Source organism: Lentzea sp. NBRC 105346 (genome assembly GCF_030269605.1).
Lineage (GTDB): Bacteria > Actinomycetota > Actinomycetes > Mycobacteriales > Pseudonocardiaceae > Lentzea.
Genome location: NZ_BSTQ01000017.1, coordinates 121,495 through 137,803, shown reverse-complemented (window position 1 = coordinate 137,803; position 16,309 = coordinate 121,495). Strand labels below are relative to the sequence as shown.

General features: G+C 69.5%; 14 protein-coding genes and 1 riboswitch. Of the genes, 11 read left to right on the top strand and 3 right to left on the bottom strand.

What is annotated here, in order from left to right:
- Window positions 1–6 precede the first annotated feature (6 nt).
- Window positions 7–414 carry a hypothetical protein gene (locus tag QSK35_RS31705; protein WP_285751283.1) on the top strand — a complete coding sequence of 136 codons (408 nt, stop codon included), beginning with the start codon at window positions 7–9 and terminating at the stop codon, window positions 412–414.
- 56 nt (window positions 415–470) lie between these two features.
- Here the strand turns inward: QSK35_RS31705 and QSK35_RS31700 are convergent, their stop codons facing one another.
- Both QSK35_RS31700 and QSK35_RS31695 read right to left on the bottom strand, forming a co-directional pair.
- Complete coding sequence (locus QSK35_RS31700) at window positions 471–3,521, bottom strand: AfsR/SARP family transcriptional regulator (RefSeq protein ID WP_285751282.1); 3,051 nt, start codon at window positions 3,519–3,521, stop codon at window positions 471–473.
- The gene (locus tag QSK35_RS31695) at window positions 3,494–3,904 is read right to left on the bottom strand and encodes a hypothetical protein (protein ID WP_285751281.1); all 411 of its coding nucleotides are present in this window, start codon (window positions 3,902–3,904) and stop codon (window positions 3,494–3,496) included. Before QSK35_RS31695 ends, QSK35_RS31700 begins: the two co-directional genes overlap by 28 nt.
- Window positions 3,905–4,222: 318 nt before the next feature.
- On the opposite strand from QSK35_RS31695, the gene nrdR reads away from it, so the two are divergent.
- The 10 genes from nrdR to QSK35_RS31645 all read left to right on the top strand — a co-directional run bounded on the left by nrdR (window position 4,223) and on the right by QSK35_RS31645 (window position 15,548).
- A complete protein-coding gene (nrdR, locus tag QSK35_RS31690) occupies window positions 4,223–4,687 on the top strand; it encodes a transcriptional regulator NrdR (protein ID WP_285751280.1) in 465 nt (154 codons plus the stop codon).
- 56 nt (window positions 4,688–4,743) lie between these two features.
- Entirely contained in the window at window positions 4,744–7,587 is a 2,844-nt protein-coding gene (locus tag QSK35_RS31685) for a vitamin B12-dependent ribonucleotide reductase (RefSeq protein WP_285751279.1), read from the top strand.
- A gap of 83 nt (window positions 7,588–7,670) precedes the next feature.
- Window positions 7,671–8,321 (top strand): ferritin-like domain-containing protein, encoded by a 651-nt coding sequence (locus QSK35_RS31680; protein WP_285751278.1) that lies wholly within the window; start codon window positions 7,671–7,673, stop codon window positions 8,319–8,321.
- Complete coding sequence (locus QSK35_RS31675) at window positions 8,308–9,024, top strand: helix-turn-helix transcriptional regulator (protein WP_285751277.1); 717 nt, start codon at window positions 8,308–8,310, stop codon at window positions 9,022–9,024. The genes QSK35_RS31680 and QSK35_RS31675 overlap by 14 nt, the downstream gene beginning before the upstream one ends.
- A 12-nt stretch (window positions 9,025–9,036) precedes the next feature.
- Window positions 9,037–9,396, top strand: a complete 360-nt coding sequence (locus QSK35_RS31670) for a nuclear transport factor 2 family protein (protein WP_285751276.1) — start codon at window positions 9,037–9,039, stop codon at window positions 9,394–9,396.
- Between the two features lie 33 nt (window positions 9,397–9,429).
- Entirely contained in the window at window positions 9,430–10,323 is an 894-nt protein-coding gene (locus QSK35_RS31665; protein WP_285751275.1) for an ADP-ribosylglycohydrolase family protein, read from the top strand.
- 4 nt (window positions 10,324–10,327) lie between these two features.
- On the top strand, window positions 10,328–11,317 hold the full coding sequence (locus QSK35_RS31660) for an ADP-ribosylglycohydrolase family protein (RefSeq protein WP_285751412.1): 990 nt from the start codon (window positions 10,328–10,330) through the stop codon (window positions 11,315–11,317).
- A 172-nt stretch (window positions 11,318–11,489) separates the two neighbouring features.
- A complete protein-coding gene (locus tag QSK35_RS31655) occupies window positions 11,490–13,955 on the top strand; it encodes a PEP/pyruvate-binding domain-containing protein (RefSeq protein ID WP_285751274.1) in 2,466 nt (821 codons plus the stop codon).
- A riboswitch (ZMP/ZTP riboswitch) is annotated at window positions 13,931–14,012 on the top strand. (Overlaps the previous gene by 25 nt.)
- Before the next feature lie 20 nt (window positions 14,013–14,032).
- Window positions 14,033–14,866 carry a bifunctional 5,10-methylenetetrahydrofolate dehydrogenase/5,10-methenyltetrahydrofolate cyclohydrolase gene (locus QSK35_RS31650; protein WP_285751273.1) on the top strand — a complete coding sequence of 278 codons (834 nt, stop codon included), beginning with the start codon at window positions 14,033–14,035 and terminating at the stop codon, window positions 14,864–14,866.
- A 28-nt stretch (window positions 14,867–14,894) separates the two neighbouring features.
- Entirely contained in the window at window positions 14,895–15,548 is a 654-nt protein-coding gene (locus tag QSK35_RS31645; RefSeq protein WP_285751272.1) for an EcsC family protein, read from the top strand.
- Here the strand turns inward: QSK35_RS31645 and QSK35_RS31640 are convergent, their stop codons facing one another.
- Window positions 15,549–16,295 carry a bestrophin-like domain gene (locus QSK35_RS31640; protein ID WP_502881751.1) on the bottom strand — a complete coding sequence of 249 codons (747 nt, stop codon included), beginning with the start codon at window positions 16,293–16,295 and terminating at the stop codon, window positions 15,549–15,551. It abuts the gene before it with no gap.
- Window positions 16,296–16,309 lie beyond the last annotated feature (14 nt).

Here is a 16,309-nt window from a genome sequence, read left to right as displayed (position 1 = left end):
AAACCAGTGAACAAGGCTCGAATGGTCCTCGCGACCGCGCTCGCGTTCGGCGCGATGCTGTCCATGACACCGGGCGCCAGCGCGTCGAGGGACACCGAGGTCTACAGCGACGACCCGGACCCCAAGGGCGGCATGGCGTGGTTCAAGGCCGAGGGCGAGCACTTCGGCATCTGCGACCGCGACTACGACGACCTGGGCGTGCGCGGCCGGCTCACCTGGACGACGGGCGGCGTCACGCACGAGCGCAAGCTGTGGCACCACACCGGTCACCACCAGGACCCGCGGCTGAACTGCGACTCGTTCCCGGACGACATCGAGATCCCCGAGGGCACCAAGGTCTACCTGCAGGTGTGCCTGCAGAAGGAGAAGGGCGCCCCGCTGAAGTACTGCGACACCGACACGGGCGTCGCCTGAGTTGAAGACCCGGCCGTGAGCGGTGGTCGTCCAACCCGCTCACGGCCGTCCCAGCCTCATGAATGGGCGGTCAGGCCCTCCAGGGTGCGCGTCGCGCGTGCGACGCCGGTGACATGACCGGTGTCGCGCCAGATGTGCAGGGCCTCCCGCACCGCGTGTCCGGCCTGCGCGGGATGACCGGAGGCCGACTCCACGGCGGCGATGGCCATCAGGGCCTCCGCCTCCAGGAGCCGGAACCCGCCCGCCCGCGCCACGTCGAGGGAGGTGGCCGCATGGGGGCGAGCCCCATCGGGGTCGTTCGCGGCCACGACGTGTGCGAGGGCGGCGGAGATCTCCGCACCCAGCCCGCGCAGGCCGGACCGCGTCGCGATCTCCCGCGCCCGCACCAGGTGTTCCGCGGTGGCCGTGGCACGGCCCAGCGCGAGCAAGGCGACCGCTTCGGCCTGCTGGTCGCCGTCCTGACGGGCGTGCTCCAGCGCCTCCGCCGCGGCATCCCCCGCGGAATCACGGTCGGCGCGGGCGAGGTGCACCGCGCTCAACCCGCTGAGCGCGGTGGCCTCGCCGAACCGGGATCCCTGTTCGCGGAACAACTTCAGCGCCAGCACCAGCGTGTGCTCCGCGTCCTCCAGATCCCCCAGTCCCAGCAGCACCGAACCCAGGTCGGCCAGGTTGGCCGCCTCCCAGAAAGCGAGAGATTCCTTGCGGCACAACGCGACCGACTCGTCCAGGCACGCTCTGGCCTCGGCGAGCCTGCCCAGCTGCCGGTAGTGGCAGCTCAACGAGTTCAGCGCCAGACTCTCACCGGACGGGTTGCCCAGCTCCCGGAACAGCTCGATCGCACGGCGGCTGTGCTCTACGGCCTCGGCGAGCCGGCCGGTCCACTCCAGCATCGACCCGAGGTTCGCCACCGCGGTCGCCTCGCACTCGCGCCACCCGCATGCGCGGCTGGCTCGCGCGGCTTCCGCGGTGTGCGTGACGCCGTCCTCGTGCCGTCCCTCGCGGAACGCCGCTCCGCCCATCGTCAGGCGTACCAACGCCTCCGCGGCGGATGCCTCGTGCTGTTGTGCCGCCCGTAGCAACACCGGTGCCAGCTCGAGCCACTCGGCGCGCCGGCCGTGGTCGTGGAAGAACCGGCGCACCGCGTCCGCCAGGTACCAGACCTGCGGCCGCGGGCCGGTGACGGCGGCCCGGCGCAGCGCGGCCACCAGGTTCGGGGCCTCGACGTCCAGCCACGCCACGGCTTCCGCCTGGGAGGCGAACCCGACGGGACTCGGCAACGGCTCGTCGTCGCGGGGGAGCGTCACGATGCGCTTGGCCAGCAGTGCGACCGCGGCGTCGGCGATCGCGAGATAGCCGGCGAACAGCCTTTCCCAGGCCGGTGAGGTTTCCGTTGCCGTCAAACGTTCTTCGGCGTAGCGGCGGACCAGGTCGTGGAACCGGAAGCGCCCAGGAGCGTGGGCCTCGACCAGGTTCGCGGCGCTCAGCCCGCGCAGCAGCCGGGTCGCCGTCGCGGGGTCGGTGTCGAGCAGCGCGGCCGCGGCGTGCGGCGTGAAGTCCGCTCCAGGCACGATCCCTAGCAACCGGAACAACCGCTGCTGGCCGGCTGGAAGTGCTTGGTATGACACGGAGAACGCCGTGGCGACCGCGCTCTGTTCCGCGCCGTCGAAGGCGAGCAGCGGGTCGGCGCGCAGCTCCGTCACGGCGGCGGCGATGCTCGTGCCGACGTTGGCCGCGGCGATGCGCAACGCCAGCGGGTGGTGCCCGCACACCTCGGCGAGCTCGGCGGCGGCCGCGGGTTCGGCGGCGACCCGATCCGCGCCGAGCGCGGACACGAGCAGGGCGTGCGAGTCGGTTTCCGGCAGCTGCGTCAGCGTGATCGTCCGGGCGCCGGTGCGCGCGACCAGGTCGCCGAGGCGGTGCCTGCTGGTCACCAGCACGCGGCCCGACGACGGCAGCAGCGGTAGCACCTGGGCCGCATCACGAGCGTTGTCCAGTACCACCAACGCTTTCCGGTCCGCGAGCAGCGACCGGAACAGTCCACTTTGGTCGTCCGTTTCGGACGGTGCCGCGCCGAGCGTGCGCAGCAGCTGGGCGAGCGCGGCGGCCGGGCTGAGCGGTTCGTCGTCGGCGTCGAACCCGCGCAGGTTCACGTACAGCTGGCCGTCCGGGTAGCGGTCGCGGGCCGTGTGCGCCCACCGCACCGCGAGGGCGGTTTTTCCGACGCCCGCGGTTCCGGTGATCACCCACACCCCGTCGTCGCTCTCGTCGAGCGCGGCGAGCTCGGTCGCGCGGCCCGCGAAACCCCTGGCCGCCAAGGGGAGTTCGGCCGGCCGGACCGTGACCGGTGTGGACGGAGTGACCGGCGCCTGGTCCTCGCCGCGCAGAATCCGGGTCTGCAGGTCGCGCAGACCCGGTCCGGGTTCGATGCCGAGCTCGGACACGAGCAGCTCGTGTCCCTGCGAATAGGCCTCGAGTGCCTCGGCGGTGCGGCCACACCGGTGCAGCGCGAGCATCAGCGCCGCGCGCAAACGTTCGCGATACGGGTGTTCGTCGACGAGCCTGCGCAGCTCGCCGACCGTCTCGGCGTGGTGGCCCGCGGCGATCCGCAGGTCGTGCAGCTCCTCGACGACCGCGAGCCGGCGTTCGGCCAGCGCCGGTCGTTCCAGCTCCGCCAGCTCGTCGCTCACCCCGTCGAGCGGCGTGCCCGTCCAGAGGTCCAGCGCCTCGCGCAGGCGTTCGATCGCGGCGTCGCCGGACAGCTCACGGGCACGGGCGACGGCGTCGTCGAACAGGTCGAGGTCGCGTTCGCCCGGTGCGACCTCGATCGAGTAGCCGGAGGCGCCCCGCGTGATCACGTCGCCGCCGAGCAGCTTGCGCAGGTCGGACACGTGTACCTGCAGCCGGCCGCGGGCGCTGCGCGGCGCCTGCTCACCCCAGGTCAGGTCGATCAGCCGGTCCTCCGGCACGACCCGTCCCGGACTGAGCAGCAACGCCGCCAGCACCGTCGCCTGCTTCTGCCCGGCCGGGCGCACGGGCCCGTCCGGGCCGAGGACCGTGACCGGTCCGAGCAGGCGATACCTCAGCGGAGCTCCCTCTTCGCCGTGCACTTCTCGCCGCTGCTGTCGGCGAACTTCACCACGACGAAGGACCGCGCCGAGCGCGGCACCTTCGTGCCCTCGACCGGAACCGAACCGGTCTCGTCCGAGCGCAGGCCGGTCGCCGACTTCCGCAGCACCGTGTTCTCGGTCGGGCCGTCCTGGTAGAAGACCCGGACGTGCATCTCACCCGAGTCGCCGATGTACGGCCCGGCGCTGCCGATGCCCCTCTTCAGCCGCAGCTTGTCGGTCCCGATGTCGTAGGTCAGCGTGAACTTGCCGCTGAACTCTCCCTCTGTGCACTTGGCGGTCGCCGACCCCGTGGCGGCGTCCGCCGCCGGTGTCAGCACACTGCTCGCGACCACCAGCAGGGCCAGTAGCCCAGCCCTCTTCACCCCAGCCCCCATTACGGGCTTCCTCCCTCGTGGTTTTCAAGTCACCCGAAAGATGCAACCAAGGAATATCACGAGGCTCGGACACCGCCTCGATGCGCGACGTTGTCACATCGCTGCGTAGTCGTCGCACGTCACCCCGGATTCCTCCATCCGAGTGTCGCCCGACACGCCGTGTCGAGTTGCAACCTCTTGCGTCGCGATCTAGGTTCTACCCCTACATCTAGTGGTTACACCGTTGTAAGTAGTCCACAGGTTGTGGGTAACCCGACCGGTGGGGCTGCTGCGGTCGGTGCTGCGCCGGGAAGGGGTGAGGCAGGCGTGCGGTGTCCTTTTTGCCGTAACTCGGACTCTCGCGTGGTCGACTCCCGTGAGGTCGAGGACGGCCAGGCGATCCGTCGCCGTCGTTCCTGCGCCGGCTGCGGCCGACGTTTCACCACCGTCGAGGAAGCCGTCCTCGCCGTGGTCAAGCGCTCCGGGGTGACGGAGCCGTTCAGCCGCGACAAGGTCGTCACCGGTGTGCGCAGGGCCTGCCAGGGCAGGCCGGTCGACGAGGACGCGTTCCAGCAGCTCGCCCAGCGAGTGGAAGAGTCGATCCGGTCGACCGGATGCGCCGAGATCCCCAGCCACGAGGTGGGGCTGGCGATCCTCGGCCCGCTACGGGAGCTCGACGAGGTCGCGTACCTGCGCTTCGCGAGCGTTTACCGCTCCTTCTCGTCCGTCGAGGACTTCGAGAAGGAGATCTCTGATCTTCGCACTGCCCGCGCGGACCACGTGGAGCCGTGATCCGCCCAGTGCGCATGTTCTTTCGAAACTTTTGGAATGAGGGAGAGGGACCAACCGTGACGGAGACCGTCGGCGGCTCAGCCAAGAAGACAGCCGCGCGCAACGGTGCTGCCCAGAAGGATGCCGGCCAGAAGGACACTGGTCAGAAGGCGCTCAAGGTGCAGCGGGTCTACACGACCGAGGGCACGCACCCGTACGACGAGGTGACCTGGGAGCGTCGCGACGTCGTCATGACCAACTGGCGCGACGGCTCGGTGAACTTCGAGCAGCGCGGCGTCGAGTTCCCCGACTTCTGGTCGGTGAACGCGACGAACATCGTCACCAGCAAGTACTTCCGTGGCGCGGTGGGCAGCGACAAGCGGGAGCAGTCGCTGCGGGCGCTGATCGACCGCGTGGTGAAGACCTACGTGGGCGCGGGCAAGGAGCACGGCTACTTCGCCTCCGAGCAGGACGCGGAGATCTTCGAGCACGAGCTCACCTACATGCTGTTGCACCAGGTGTTCAGCTTCAACTCGCCGGTGTGGTTCAACGTCGGCACCTCGTCGCCGCAGCAGGTCAGCGCGTGCTTCATCCTCGCGGTCGACGACACGATGGAGTCGATCCTCAACTGGTACCGCGAGGAGGGCCTGATCTTCAAGGGCGGCTCCGGCGCCGGACTCAACCTCTCCCGGATCCGGTCGTCGAAGGAGCTGCTGTCCTCCGGCGGCACCGCCTCCGGTCCGGTCTCCTTCATGCGTGGCGCGGACGCGTCCGCGGGCACCATCAAGTCCGGTGGCGCGACCCGCCGGGCGGCCAAGATGGTCGTGCTCGACGTCGACCACCCGGACGTCGAGGAGTTCATCGAGACCAAGGCGCGCGAAGAGGACAAGATCCGTGCGCTGCGTGACGCCGGGTTCGACATGGACCTCGGTGGCGCGGACATCGTGTCCGTGCAGTACCAGAACGCGAACAACTCGATCCGGGTCTCGGACGAGTTCATGCACGCCTACGAGAGCGGCAGCGACTTCGGCCTGCGTGCCCGCCAGACCGGTGAGGTCATCGACCGCGTCGACGCCAAGACGCTGTTCGGCAAGCTCGCCAAGGCCGCGTGGGAGTGCGCCGACCCCGGCATCCAGTACGACGACACGATCAACGACTGGCACACCTGCCCCGAGTCGGGCCGCATCACCGCGTCCAACCCGTGCTCGGAGTACATGCACCTGGACAACTCCAGCTGCAACCTCGCGTCGCTGAACCTGATGAAGTTCCTCGGTGACGACGGCAGGTTCGACGCCGTCACGTTCGCCAAGGCCGTCGAGCTGATCATCACCGCGATGGACATCTCGATCTGCTTCGCGGACTTCCCGACCGAGCCGATCGCGGACACCACCCGCAAGTTCCGCCAGCTCGGCATCGGCTACGCCAACCTCGGCGCGCTGCTGATGGCGACCGGCCACGCGTACGACTCCGAGGGCGGCCGCGCGCTCGCCGCGACCATCACCTCGCTGATGACCGGTGTCTCGTACCGCCGTTCCGCGGAGCTCGCCGGGTTCGTCGGCCCGTACGAGGGCTACGCCCGCAACTCCGTGCCGCACCAGCGCGTCATGCGCAAGCACGCCGCCGCCAACGACCTGATCCGCACGTACCACGCGAACGACGCGGCCGTGCACAAGGTCGCGACCGAGGCGTGGCAGCAGGCGCTGGAGATCGGCGCCCGCAACGGGTGGCGCAATGCGCAGGCGTCCGTGCTGGCCCCGACCGGCACCATTGGCCTGATGATGGACTGCGACACCACGGGCATCGAGCCCGACCTGGCCCTGGTCAAGTTCAAGAAGCTCGTCGGCGGCGGCTCGATGCAGATCGTCAACCAGACGGTGCCGCGCGCGCTGAAGGCGTTGGGCTACCAGGAAGAGCAGATCGAGGCGATCGTCGAGTACATCGGCGAGCACGGCCACGTCGTCGACGCGCCGGGCCTGCGCCAGGAGCACTACGAGGTGTTCGACTGCGCGATGGGCGAGCGGTCCATCGCCCCGATGGGCCACGTGCGCATGATGGCCGCGACCCAGCCGTTCCTCTCGGGTGCGATCTCCAAGACGGTCAACATGCCGGAGACGGCGACCGTCGAGGACGTCGAGGAGATCTACTACCAGGGCTGGAAGCTGGGCCTGAAGGCGCTCGCGATCTACCGCGACAACTGCAAGGTCGGCCAGCCGCTGTCCGCGGGCAAGTCGGCTTCCTCGTCGGCCTCCGCCGAGTCCGAGAAGGTCATCGAGTACCGCCCGGTCCGCAAGCGCCTGCCGAAGAAGCGCCCGTCGCAGACGGTGTCGTTCACGGTCGGCGGCGCCGAGGGCTACCTGCACGCCGGTTCGTACCCGGACAACGGCCTCGGCGAGATCTTCGTCAAGCTGGGCAAGCAGGGCTCCACCCTGGCCGGTGTGATGGACGCGTTCTCCATGTCCATCTCGGTCGGTCTGCAGTACGGCATCCCGCTGGAGTTCTACGTCTCGAAGTTCCAGAACCTGCGCTTCGAGCCGGCGGGCATGACCGACGACCCGGACGTCCGCATCGCGACCTCGGTGCTGGACTACCTGTTCCGCCGGTTGGCGCTGGACTACCTGCCCTACGACAAGCGCGCCCAGCTGGGCATCTTCACCGCCGACGAGCGGGCCGCCCAGGTGGCCGGTGAGTACGGCGGCGGATCGTCCGATGTGGACCTCGAGGGTCTGCGCGGTTCCGTGGAGGCTGCACCTTCGAAGGCCGTCGAGGCGCCGAAGTCCGTGGGCAGCTCGACCGAGCTGCTGGAGCTGCACCTCGGCAAGGCGGCCGACGCGCCGCTGTGCATGACGTGCGGCACCAAGATGCGCCCGGCCGGGTCCTGCTACCTGTGCGAGGGCTGCGGCAGCACGTCCGGCTGCAGCTGATCGTCGTTGACCGAAGGCCGGGACCCGCACGGGTCCCGGCCTTTCTGCACAGAACCTTCACATCGGTCGGGCATCGTCGAACCGTGTTCACCAAGTGGGTCGACAACTTCGAGGCGGAAGCGCGCCGGCGCTCGCGGGCCGGTGATCCGGACTGGGCGGCCGGGGCCAGCATGCACCCGGACATAGTCCGCAGCGTGCAACGGTTCCAGGTCGGCGAGGCGGGGGACGGCGCCAACCTGATCGCCAAGGCGGGCACCGGAACCTACGGCAGGGCGGCACGCCTGTTCGTCGCCGAGGAACAGAACCACGCGCGCATGCTGGAGAACCTCCTGCATGCCGCTGAGCAGCCCACGATCGCGAGCCACTGGAGCGACACGGTGTTCGTGCGGTTGCGGCGGGCGCTCGGCCTGAGGCTCGAGCTGATGGTGTTGCTCATCGCGGAAGTCGTGGCGCTGCGGTACTACCGGGCGTTGCGTGACGGCACGAGTGATCCGCTCACGACCGAAGTGGCCGGACGTATCCTGAGCGACGAGGAGCGGCACGTGCCGTTCCACCGCGATCGGCTCGGCCCGCTGCCCGCGGCGGCCAGAGCGGTGTGGTGGGTGCTGTTCGCCGGCGCCTTGCTCGTCGTCGTGTACGACCACGGACGGGCGTTGCGCAGGCTGGGGGTGACGCGCCGGCGGTTCTTCGCCGACGCCTGCGAGTTGTTCAGGGGAGTTTGTGAACCGGACTGACCGGCTGTACGCGCTCGTAGAGGAACTCCGGGCGGTATCGCCGCGGCCGCGCAGTGCCTCTTGGCTCGCCCGGCACTTCGAGGTCAGCACCCGCACGATCGAGCGCGACCTGCTCGCGTTGCAACAGGCCGGCGTGCCGATCCACGCCGTGCCCGGCCGCGCGGGCGGCTACGTCCTGGACCGGCGGCGAACCCTGCCACCCCTGTCACTCTCCGCCGCCGAGGCGACCGCGCTCGCCGTCGGCCTGCACGGGTTGTCCGGCAGCCCGTTCGCCTCGGCCGCGCGTTCGGCGTTGCAGAAGGTGCGCGCCGTCATGCCGTCGTCCGAAGTGGTCGCCGCCGACGAACTGGCCGCGCGGGTCGTTTTCGTGGCTTCGCCTGCTGTTGGCGTTCCCGCTGTGGTGCAGGAAGCTTTGGGTCTTAGGCGGGTGCTGCGACTGTCCTATGCGGACCGCAACGACGTCGTCACCGATCGGGTGGTGGAGCCGCTGGGGTATCTCGGCGGAGCGCACTGGTACCTGCTGGCGTGGTGCCGGCTGCGGTCGGCGGTGCGCGGGTTCCGGTTCGACCGCATCCGGGACGCCTCGATGCTCGACGAGGCCGTGCCCGCCCGGCCGATCGACCTGCGCGACATCGACGCGCTCGGGCACGAGCTCATCGGTGTGACCGCGAACACCGACAGGACGGTGTCGCCTTCGGGCTGAACCCTGGTGTCCATGACCATCTGGGATGACTGGACAGCGATGTGGAACGGCGATCTCGCGCTGGGGCAGCGCATTCTCACGCCCTCCTTCCGGATTCACTTCGGTGGCCGGGACGACACTGACTCCTTGCGCGGACCTCTTGATCTGACTCGGTTCATCGACTCCTTCCGGTCCGGGTATCGCGAGTTGCGTTACCGCACGGACGTCGGGCCGATTTTTGACGGCTCGCATGTCGCGTGCCGCTGGTTGGCCGATCTCACCGATGACGTGCGGGGGTCGGTGACCACGGGCGGGATCGACATCCTGCGGCTGGAGGGTGATCGGATCGCCGAGGCTTGGTCGGTGAGCGGGAGCCGGATCCTGTCGAGCTAAAAACCGTTGCGCCGCAGTGCATGATGGACGGTGATGCGCATCGTCCTTCATGCACGGGCGCGCCTGGATCTCGCGTACTCCTCGCTCGACGGGTTGTCCGTCGGCGACGCGCTGGGCGCCCAGTTCTTCATGGCCGGCCGCTCGCTTTCCGATCTCGTGGCGGGCAGGCCGCCCGCGGGACCGTGGGAGTGGACCGACGACACCGAGATGGCCTGCAACCTCGTCACCGAATTGCGTGACCACGGTGAGGTGGAGCAGGACCGGCTGGCGTGGAAGTTCGCGGACCGCTGCGAGCCCTATCGCGGTTACGGCGCCGGTGCCGTCGTGATCCTGCACCAGATCCGGGACGGCGTGCCGTGGCGTTCGGCGGCCGGTGCCGCGTTCGGCGGTCAGGGGTCGTGCGGCAACGGCGCCGCCATGCGGGTCGCGCCGCTCGGTGCCTACTTCGCCGATGACCTGAAAACCGTTGTCGCGCAAGCGATCAAGTCCGCGGAAGTCACTCATCAACACCCCGAGGGAATCGCGGGTGCCGTGGCCATCGCGGTCGCTTCGGCGGTGGCCACAATGGCCCGGCTCAACGGCACGCGCCCCACGGACCTCCTCGACGCCGTTCTCGATCATCTGCCCGGAGGACAGGTCCGCAAGTTGACCCGCCGCGCGCGATCGCTGCTCACGAAATCGGTGGCCGAGGCCGCGTATGAGCTGGGCAACGGGTCGCGCGTCACGGCGCAGGACACCGTGCCGTTCGCGTTGTGGGTGGCGGCCACGCGGTTCGACTTCCGGGCGGCGATCACCGCGTGCGTCGAGGCCGGCGGGGATGTCGACACGACCGGCGCGATCGTCGGCGGGATCGTCGGGCGACCGCCGGACGACTGGCTCGCCGCGCGGGAACCGTTGCCGGACTGGGCGATCCGGGTACGGAAGTAGCCAAATCCCGTCTCTGCGAGCGACCGGATGCCTGCTGGCTCTTGCGTACGGCGACGCCCTCGGCGCGCCCACCGAGTTCATGACCGTCGACGAGATCGTCGCGCGTTACGGGCCCGAGGGGCCGCGGAAGCTCGACGGCGATCCCGCGCTGATCACCGACGACACCCAGATGACCCTGGCGGTCGCCCGCGCGTTGCGGGACGTTCCGCCCGAGCCTGATCGTGTAGAGCAAGCGTTGCGGCAGCACTTCGTCGAGTGGTGGGCGAGTCCGGACAACAACCGCGCGCCCGGCATGACGTGCCTCGCCGCGTGCGAGAAGCTCGCGGACGGGCTGCCCTGGATCCAATCGACGGGGACGTCGTCCAAGGGATGCGGCGCGAACATGCGCGTCGCACCGGTCGGGCTGCTCACCCGGATCGACGACGCCGTCCGGGCCGGTCTCGCGCAGCTGCAGTCGGCGCTCACGCACGGGCACCCGACGGCGCTCGCGGCCAGCGAGCTGACCGCGTTCGCGATCCACTGGCTGCGCGGCGGGATGCCCGTGGACGACGTGCTCGACGCGTTGCGCCAGCGTTGCGCCGACCAGCGGACGACCTACCACTCCGAGTGGCTCGGCGAGCTGTGGCAGCGGCCCGGCGTCGACGACCCCGCCGACTTCATCGCGCGCGGGTGGGACGAGTGCCTGGGCGCGCTCGACGCCGTTGTCGCGGCCGATCCCGATCCCGCCGTCGACCCGTGTCTGGCCACCGGGGAGGGCTGGATCGCGGAGGAGGCGCTGGCGACGGCGCTGCACTGCTTCCTGATGTTCCGCGACGACGACGTCGTCGCCATGCTCGGCCGCGCAGCGACGACGTCCTGTGACTCCGACTCGATCGCGTGCCTCGCGGGTGCGTTCGCCGGCGCGGCGTACGGCGCCGACGCCTGGCCGGAGGAGTGGGTCGAGCGGATCGAGCACGGCGACGAGCTCGTCGCGTTCGGCCGACTCTGGGACTAAGGATGCAGAACGCAATATATTGCATTCTGCACGCCGCATATCACTGCTGATCCCGACTTCGACGACGACGTCGTCGCAGTCGACGGCGCCCATCGGAGTGATTTATTCATCACGTGTTGAGTTTTTGGTCGCGCGCTCCTAACGTGTTGTTCAGACACGTCTGGAGGAACCCATGTCGCTCGTCCTCGACTTCAGCGCCATCGACGGCACGATGCTCCCTGTCGTCGGAGGCAAGGCCGCGAACCTCGGTGAGCTCACCAAGGCCGGGCTCCCGGTCCCGCAGGGGTTCTGCGTCACGACCGACGCCTACCGCATGGTCGCGACGACCGCGGACCCCGCGCACGCCAGGGAACAGCTGCTGAACGCACCCGTCCCGGACGAGGTCGCGCGGGCGATCGTCGCCGAGTACGAGAAGCTCGGCGAGAACGTCCCGGTGGCGGTGCGCTCCAGCGCCACCGCGGAGGACCTGCCGTTCGCGAGCTTCGCCGGACAGCAGGACACGTTCCTGAACGTCGTCGGCGCCGACGACGTGCTCGACGCGGTGCGCCGCTGCTGGGCGTCGCTGTGGACCGAGCGGGCGGTGAGTTACCGGGAGAGCAACGGCATCGACCACGGCAGCGTCTTCCTCGCGGTCGTCGTCCAGCGGATGGTCGACTCGGCCGTCTCGGGCGTCATGTTCACCGCGAACCCCGTGACGGGCAAGCGGGACCAGGTCGTCATCGACGCGAGTCCTGGCCTCGGTGAGGCCGTCGTGTCGGGTGCGGTGAACCCGGACCACTTCGTCGTCGACGGGAACGAGATCGTCGAAAGGCGCCTGGGGGACAAGCGGCTCGCGATCCGCTCGAAGCGGGGCGGCGGCACGGAGCACGTCACGTCCGAGGCGAACGAAGAGCCGTGCCTCACCGACGCGCAGATCCTGGAGCTCGCGGACCTGGGCGCGCGGGTGCAGGAGTACTACGGCAGCCCGCAGGACACCGAGTGGGCGATCGACGCCGACGGCTCGCTGCACCTCACCCAGGCGCGGCCGATCACGACGCTGTTCCCGGTGCCGGACCGGGAAGGCTTCCACGTCTACTTCTGCTTCAGCCTGGCGCAGGGGCTCGAGCGGCCGATCACGCCGGCCGGACGCGCGGCGTTCCGGGAGATCGCCAAGTCGGCGCTGGAGATCGTCGTCGGCGACCCGAAGTCACAGAGCTACACCGAGGCAGGGGAGCGGATCTTCTTCGACTTCACCAACGTGATGCGCAGCCGGGTGGGCCGCGAGTTCGTCGGCAGACTCCTCGGGGTGATGGAGGCGCGGTCGGCCGAGGTGCTGAAGAGCCTGCACGACGACCCGCGGCTGACGGTCACGCAGTCCTCGCCGTGGCCGGCGATCAAGCGGGTGCTGCGGCTCGCACGGCGCTTCCACCTCCCGGTCACCGCGGTCCGCGCCCTGGTGAACCCGGAGAAGGCGGCGGCGAAGGCGTTGCGGTTGAAGGAAGAAGTGCTCGGCCGCGCGCGTGGCATGACGGTCGAGCAGGCGCTGCGCGAGTGCACCATTCCGGTGATCCCGCGGATCATGCCGACCGTGCTGGTCGGGTTCGCGATGCTCGGCCTGGTGAGCAAGATCGTCCGCACGAAGCCGGGCGAGCTGCAGACGATCCTGCGCGGCCTGCCGAACAACATCACCACCGAGATGGACCTCGCGCTGTGGGATCTCGCCCGGCGGCTGCGCGACGATCCCGTTGCGCGGCAGGAGTTCGAGAACGGCGGCGGCCTCGACGAGTTCATGTCGTTGTGGGGCGACCGGGCCGTCGCGGAGATCGACCTCGGGCTGCCGCGCTGGTCGGAGGACCCGGCCTACGTCCGCGGCGTGGTGCGCAACTACCTCAAGCTCGAGGACGACTCGATGGCGCCGGACGCCCTGTTCGCGCGGGGCGCGGCGGAGGCCGAGGCGATGATCGAGACGCTGGCACGGAGGGCCCGCGGCCGCGGGTGGCTGGTGCGCTTCGCGTTGAAGCGCACGCGGTTGCTCGCCGGTCTGCGCGAGTACCCGAAGTACCTGATCATCACGTTGTTCGGCCGGTTGCGGAAGGAGATCTCGGCGATCGGCGACCAGCTGGTCGCGGCGGACCGGCTCGACGCGCGCGACGACGTGTTCTTCCTGACGTTCGAGGAAATGCGGTCCCCGCAAGGGGATCTGCGCCCGCTGGTCGGTGAGCGTCGCGAGGTGTACGACCGTGAGATGCGGCGCAGGCACATCCCGCGCGTGCTGCTGTCGGACGGCACCGAACCCGAAGCGCACCGCGGTCCGGTCGCGGAGGGCGACCTCGTCGGCACCCCGGCGTCGGCCGGCACGGTCACCGGCACCGCCCGCGTCGTGATGGACCCGGTCGGCGCGCACCTCGAACCGGGCGAGATCCTCGTCGCGCCGTCGACCGACCCCGGCTGGACCCCGTTGTTCCTCACGGCGGGCGGCCTGGTGATGGAGATGGGCGGCGCCAACTCGCACGGCGCGGTCGTGGCCCGCGAGTACGGCATCCCCGCCGTCGTCGGCGTGCGCGAGGCGGTGACACGGATCAAGACCGGCGACACCATCACGGTCGACGGCGCCACGGGCGTGGTCTCTACACTGGAGGAGGCCGTGACTGGCGCCTGAGGTGGACCACCACCGGGAAGCGGCCCGCCGAACCCGCCGCGCGCCTGGGCAACTCTGACAAGTAGAGGGAGTTGCCCATGATGTCCGGAACCGAACTCGCGCGCGACATCGTCGGCCGTGCGGCACAACGCGCGGGTGAGTACGAGAAGCGTGCGGGCCGCAAACCCTGTCTGGCCACCGTGATCGTCGGCGACGACCCCGCCTCGGTGACGTACGTGCGGATGAAGCGCAACCGTTGTCACAAGGCGGGAATCGACTCCCGGCTCGTCGAACTGCCCGCGGAGACCACCACCGAGGAGCTCGTCGCGGCGATCACCGCGCTGTCCGAGGACGAGGCGGTGCACGGAATCCTGTTGCAGCACCCCGTTCCCGGCCACATCGACGAGCGCGCGGCGTTCGAGGCGATCGCACCGCACAAGGACGTCGACGGCGTCACGATGCACTCGTTCGCCGCCATGTCCTTTGGCGAACCAGGTTTCGCGTCCTGCACGCCCGGCGGGATCATGCGCCTGCTCGACGCGTACGACGTGGACCCGAGCGGCAAGCACGCGGTCGTCATCGGCCGCAGCCCCATCCTCGGCAAACCGGTCGCGATGCTGCTGCTCGCGCGCAACGCGACGGTCACGATCTGCCACTCCAGGACCGAGAACCTGCCGGAGATCGTGCGCACGGCGGACATCGTCGTCGCCGCGGTCGGCAAGCCGGAGTTCGTCCGGGGCGACTGGATCAAGCCCGGTGCCACGGTCATCGACGCGGGCTACAACCCCGGCAACGTAGGCGACGTCGCCTACGACGAGGCAGCCGGACGGGCCGGGTTGATCACGCCGGTGCCGGGCGGGGTGGGGCCGACGACGATCGCGGTGCTGCTGGAGCAGACCGTCGACGCCGCGCATCGGCGACTCGACGCTTAACGATCTCGTCGCGGGGTAATGTCGAGACGTGTCAGCTGAAGAACCGGGCGCGCTCGCCAAGGCCGGGTCCGGCCTGGTCGACCATCTGCTGCGCGTGGGCGTCGACGGGTTCGGCCCGTTCAAGAGCGCACGCGAGTCCGCGGCCGACGCCCTCGCCAAGAGCGAGGGCGACCGGGACCGCGCGGTGAGGCAACTGATCCGCAACCACGTCGCGCTCGCGGGCGCACAGGGGTTCGTCACGAACCTCGGCGGGCTGATCACCTTGCCGGTGACGCTGCCGACGAACGTGACGGCCTCCTACGTGATCCAGACGCACCTGATCGCCTCGATCGCCGCCGTCTACGGGCGGGACCTGGAGAGCGAGGAGGTGCAGACCGCGATCCTGCTGTGCCTGCTCGGCAACGCGGGCACGGACCTGTTGAAGAAAGTCGGCATCGGTCAGTTCAACAAACGCGTCGCGGCCGCTTTGCTGGCGAAGTACGGCGGCAAGAAGGCCGGGGCCACGCTCGCGAAGGGCGTTCCACTGGTCGGCGGCGTCATCGGCGGTGGCTTCGACGCCGCCTCGACCAGGGCGGTCGGCGCATTCGCGCGCAAGTTCTTCACCAACGAGGAAAGCTCCCCGATGGTCATCGACGGTGAAGTCGTGGCCATCGAGGAAGCTGCCATAGAGGAAGCCGATTGACTAACTCAACCGGTCCATTGCCGCGGTGAACGCGTCCGGCGGGATGTGAACTCCACCACTGAACGGGTTCTGCATCTGGTAGATCGCGAACAACAGCAGAATCAACGTCGAACTCAGGGTGACGGTGATGAGCAGCTGCGAGATCAGGTTCGGGCCGCCGAACAGATACGGGAACAACAGCGACAAAACCGTACCGATGATCAGCGCCAGCCAGACGACCGGGTTCACCCCGCCGCCCGCGGCGTCGAGCCGGGCCTGCCGGGCCTGGTAGACGTCCCACAGCTGGTTCGCGGCCTCGGTCTTGCGGTCGAGCTGCCAGTCGCCGTCGGGGGCGGCGTCCGCGATCGTCGCGCGCAGCTCGTTGAGCTTGTCCCAGCCCTTGTTGCCGATGTCGCCGCCGTCGCTCATCCGCGGCCATTCCTCGTCGACCACGATGCCGACGTACTGCTTGCCGAGCTCGTCGACCTTCGTGCGGGCGGGCTCGGGCAGCGACTTGGCCGCCCAGTTCACCGCGACGAGTCCGTTCGCCTCCTTGTTCACGGCGTCCTCGGCGGCGTTGGCGCCGTCGAAGAGCGAGATCAGGATGAACGCCACGAGCACGGCGTGCAGGCCGCCGACGATGCTGAACACCGCGCCGCCCGATCCGAGCGTCTTCTCGCGGTCGTCCTCCGAGCCGAACCGACGGGTCACAACTACCAAGGCGGAGGAGATCGCAGCCGCTCCGAGAACCCAGAGCAGGCCGTTCACATAAATACTCAATT

Coding starts and splice junctions, on each gene's coding strand:
- QSK35_RS31670 (WP_285751276.1), top strand. CDS start 9,037: ATGACCATCTGGGATGACTGGACAGCGATGTGGAACGGCGATCTCGCG.
- QSK35_RS31665 (WP_285751275.1), top strand. CDS start 9,430: ATGCGCATCGTCCTTCATGCACGGGCGCGCCTGGATCTCGCGTACTCC.
- QSK35_RS31655 (WP_285751274.1), top strand. CDS start 11,490: ATGTCGCTCGTCCTCGACTTCAGCGCCATCGACGGCACGATGCTCCCT.
- QSK35_RS31650 (WP_285751273.1), top strand. CDS start 14,033: ATGATGTCCGGAACCGAACTCGCGCGCGACATCGTCGGCCGTGCGGCA.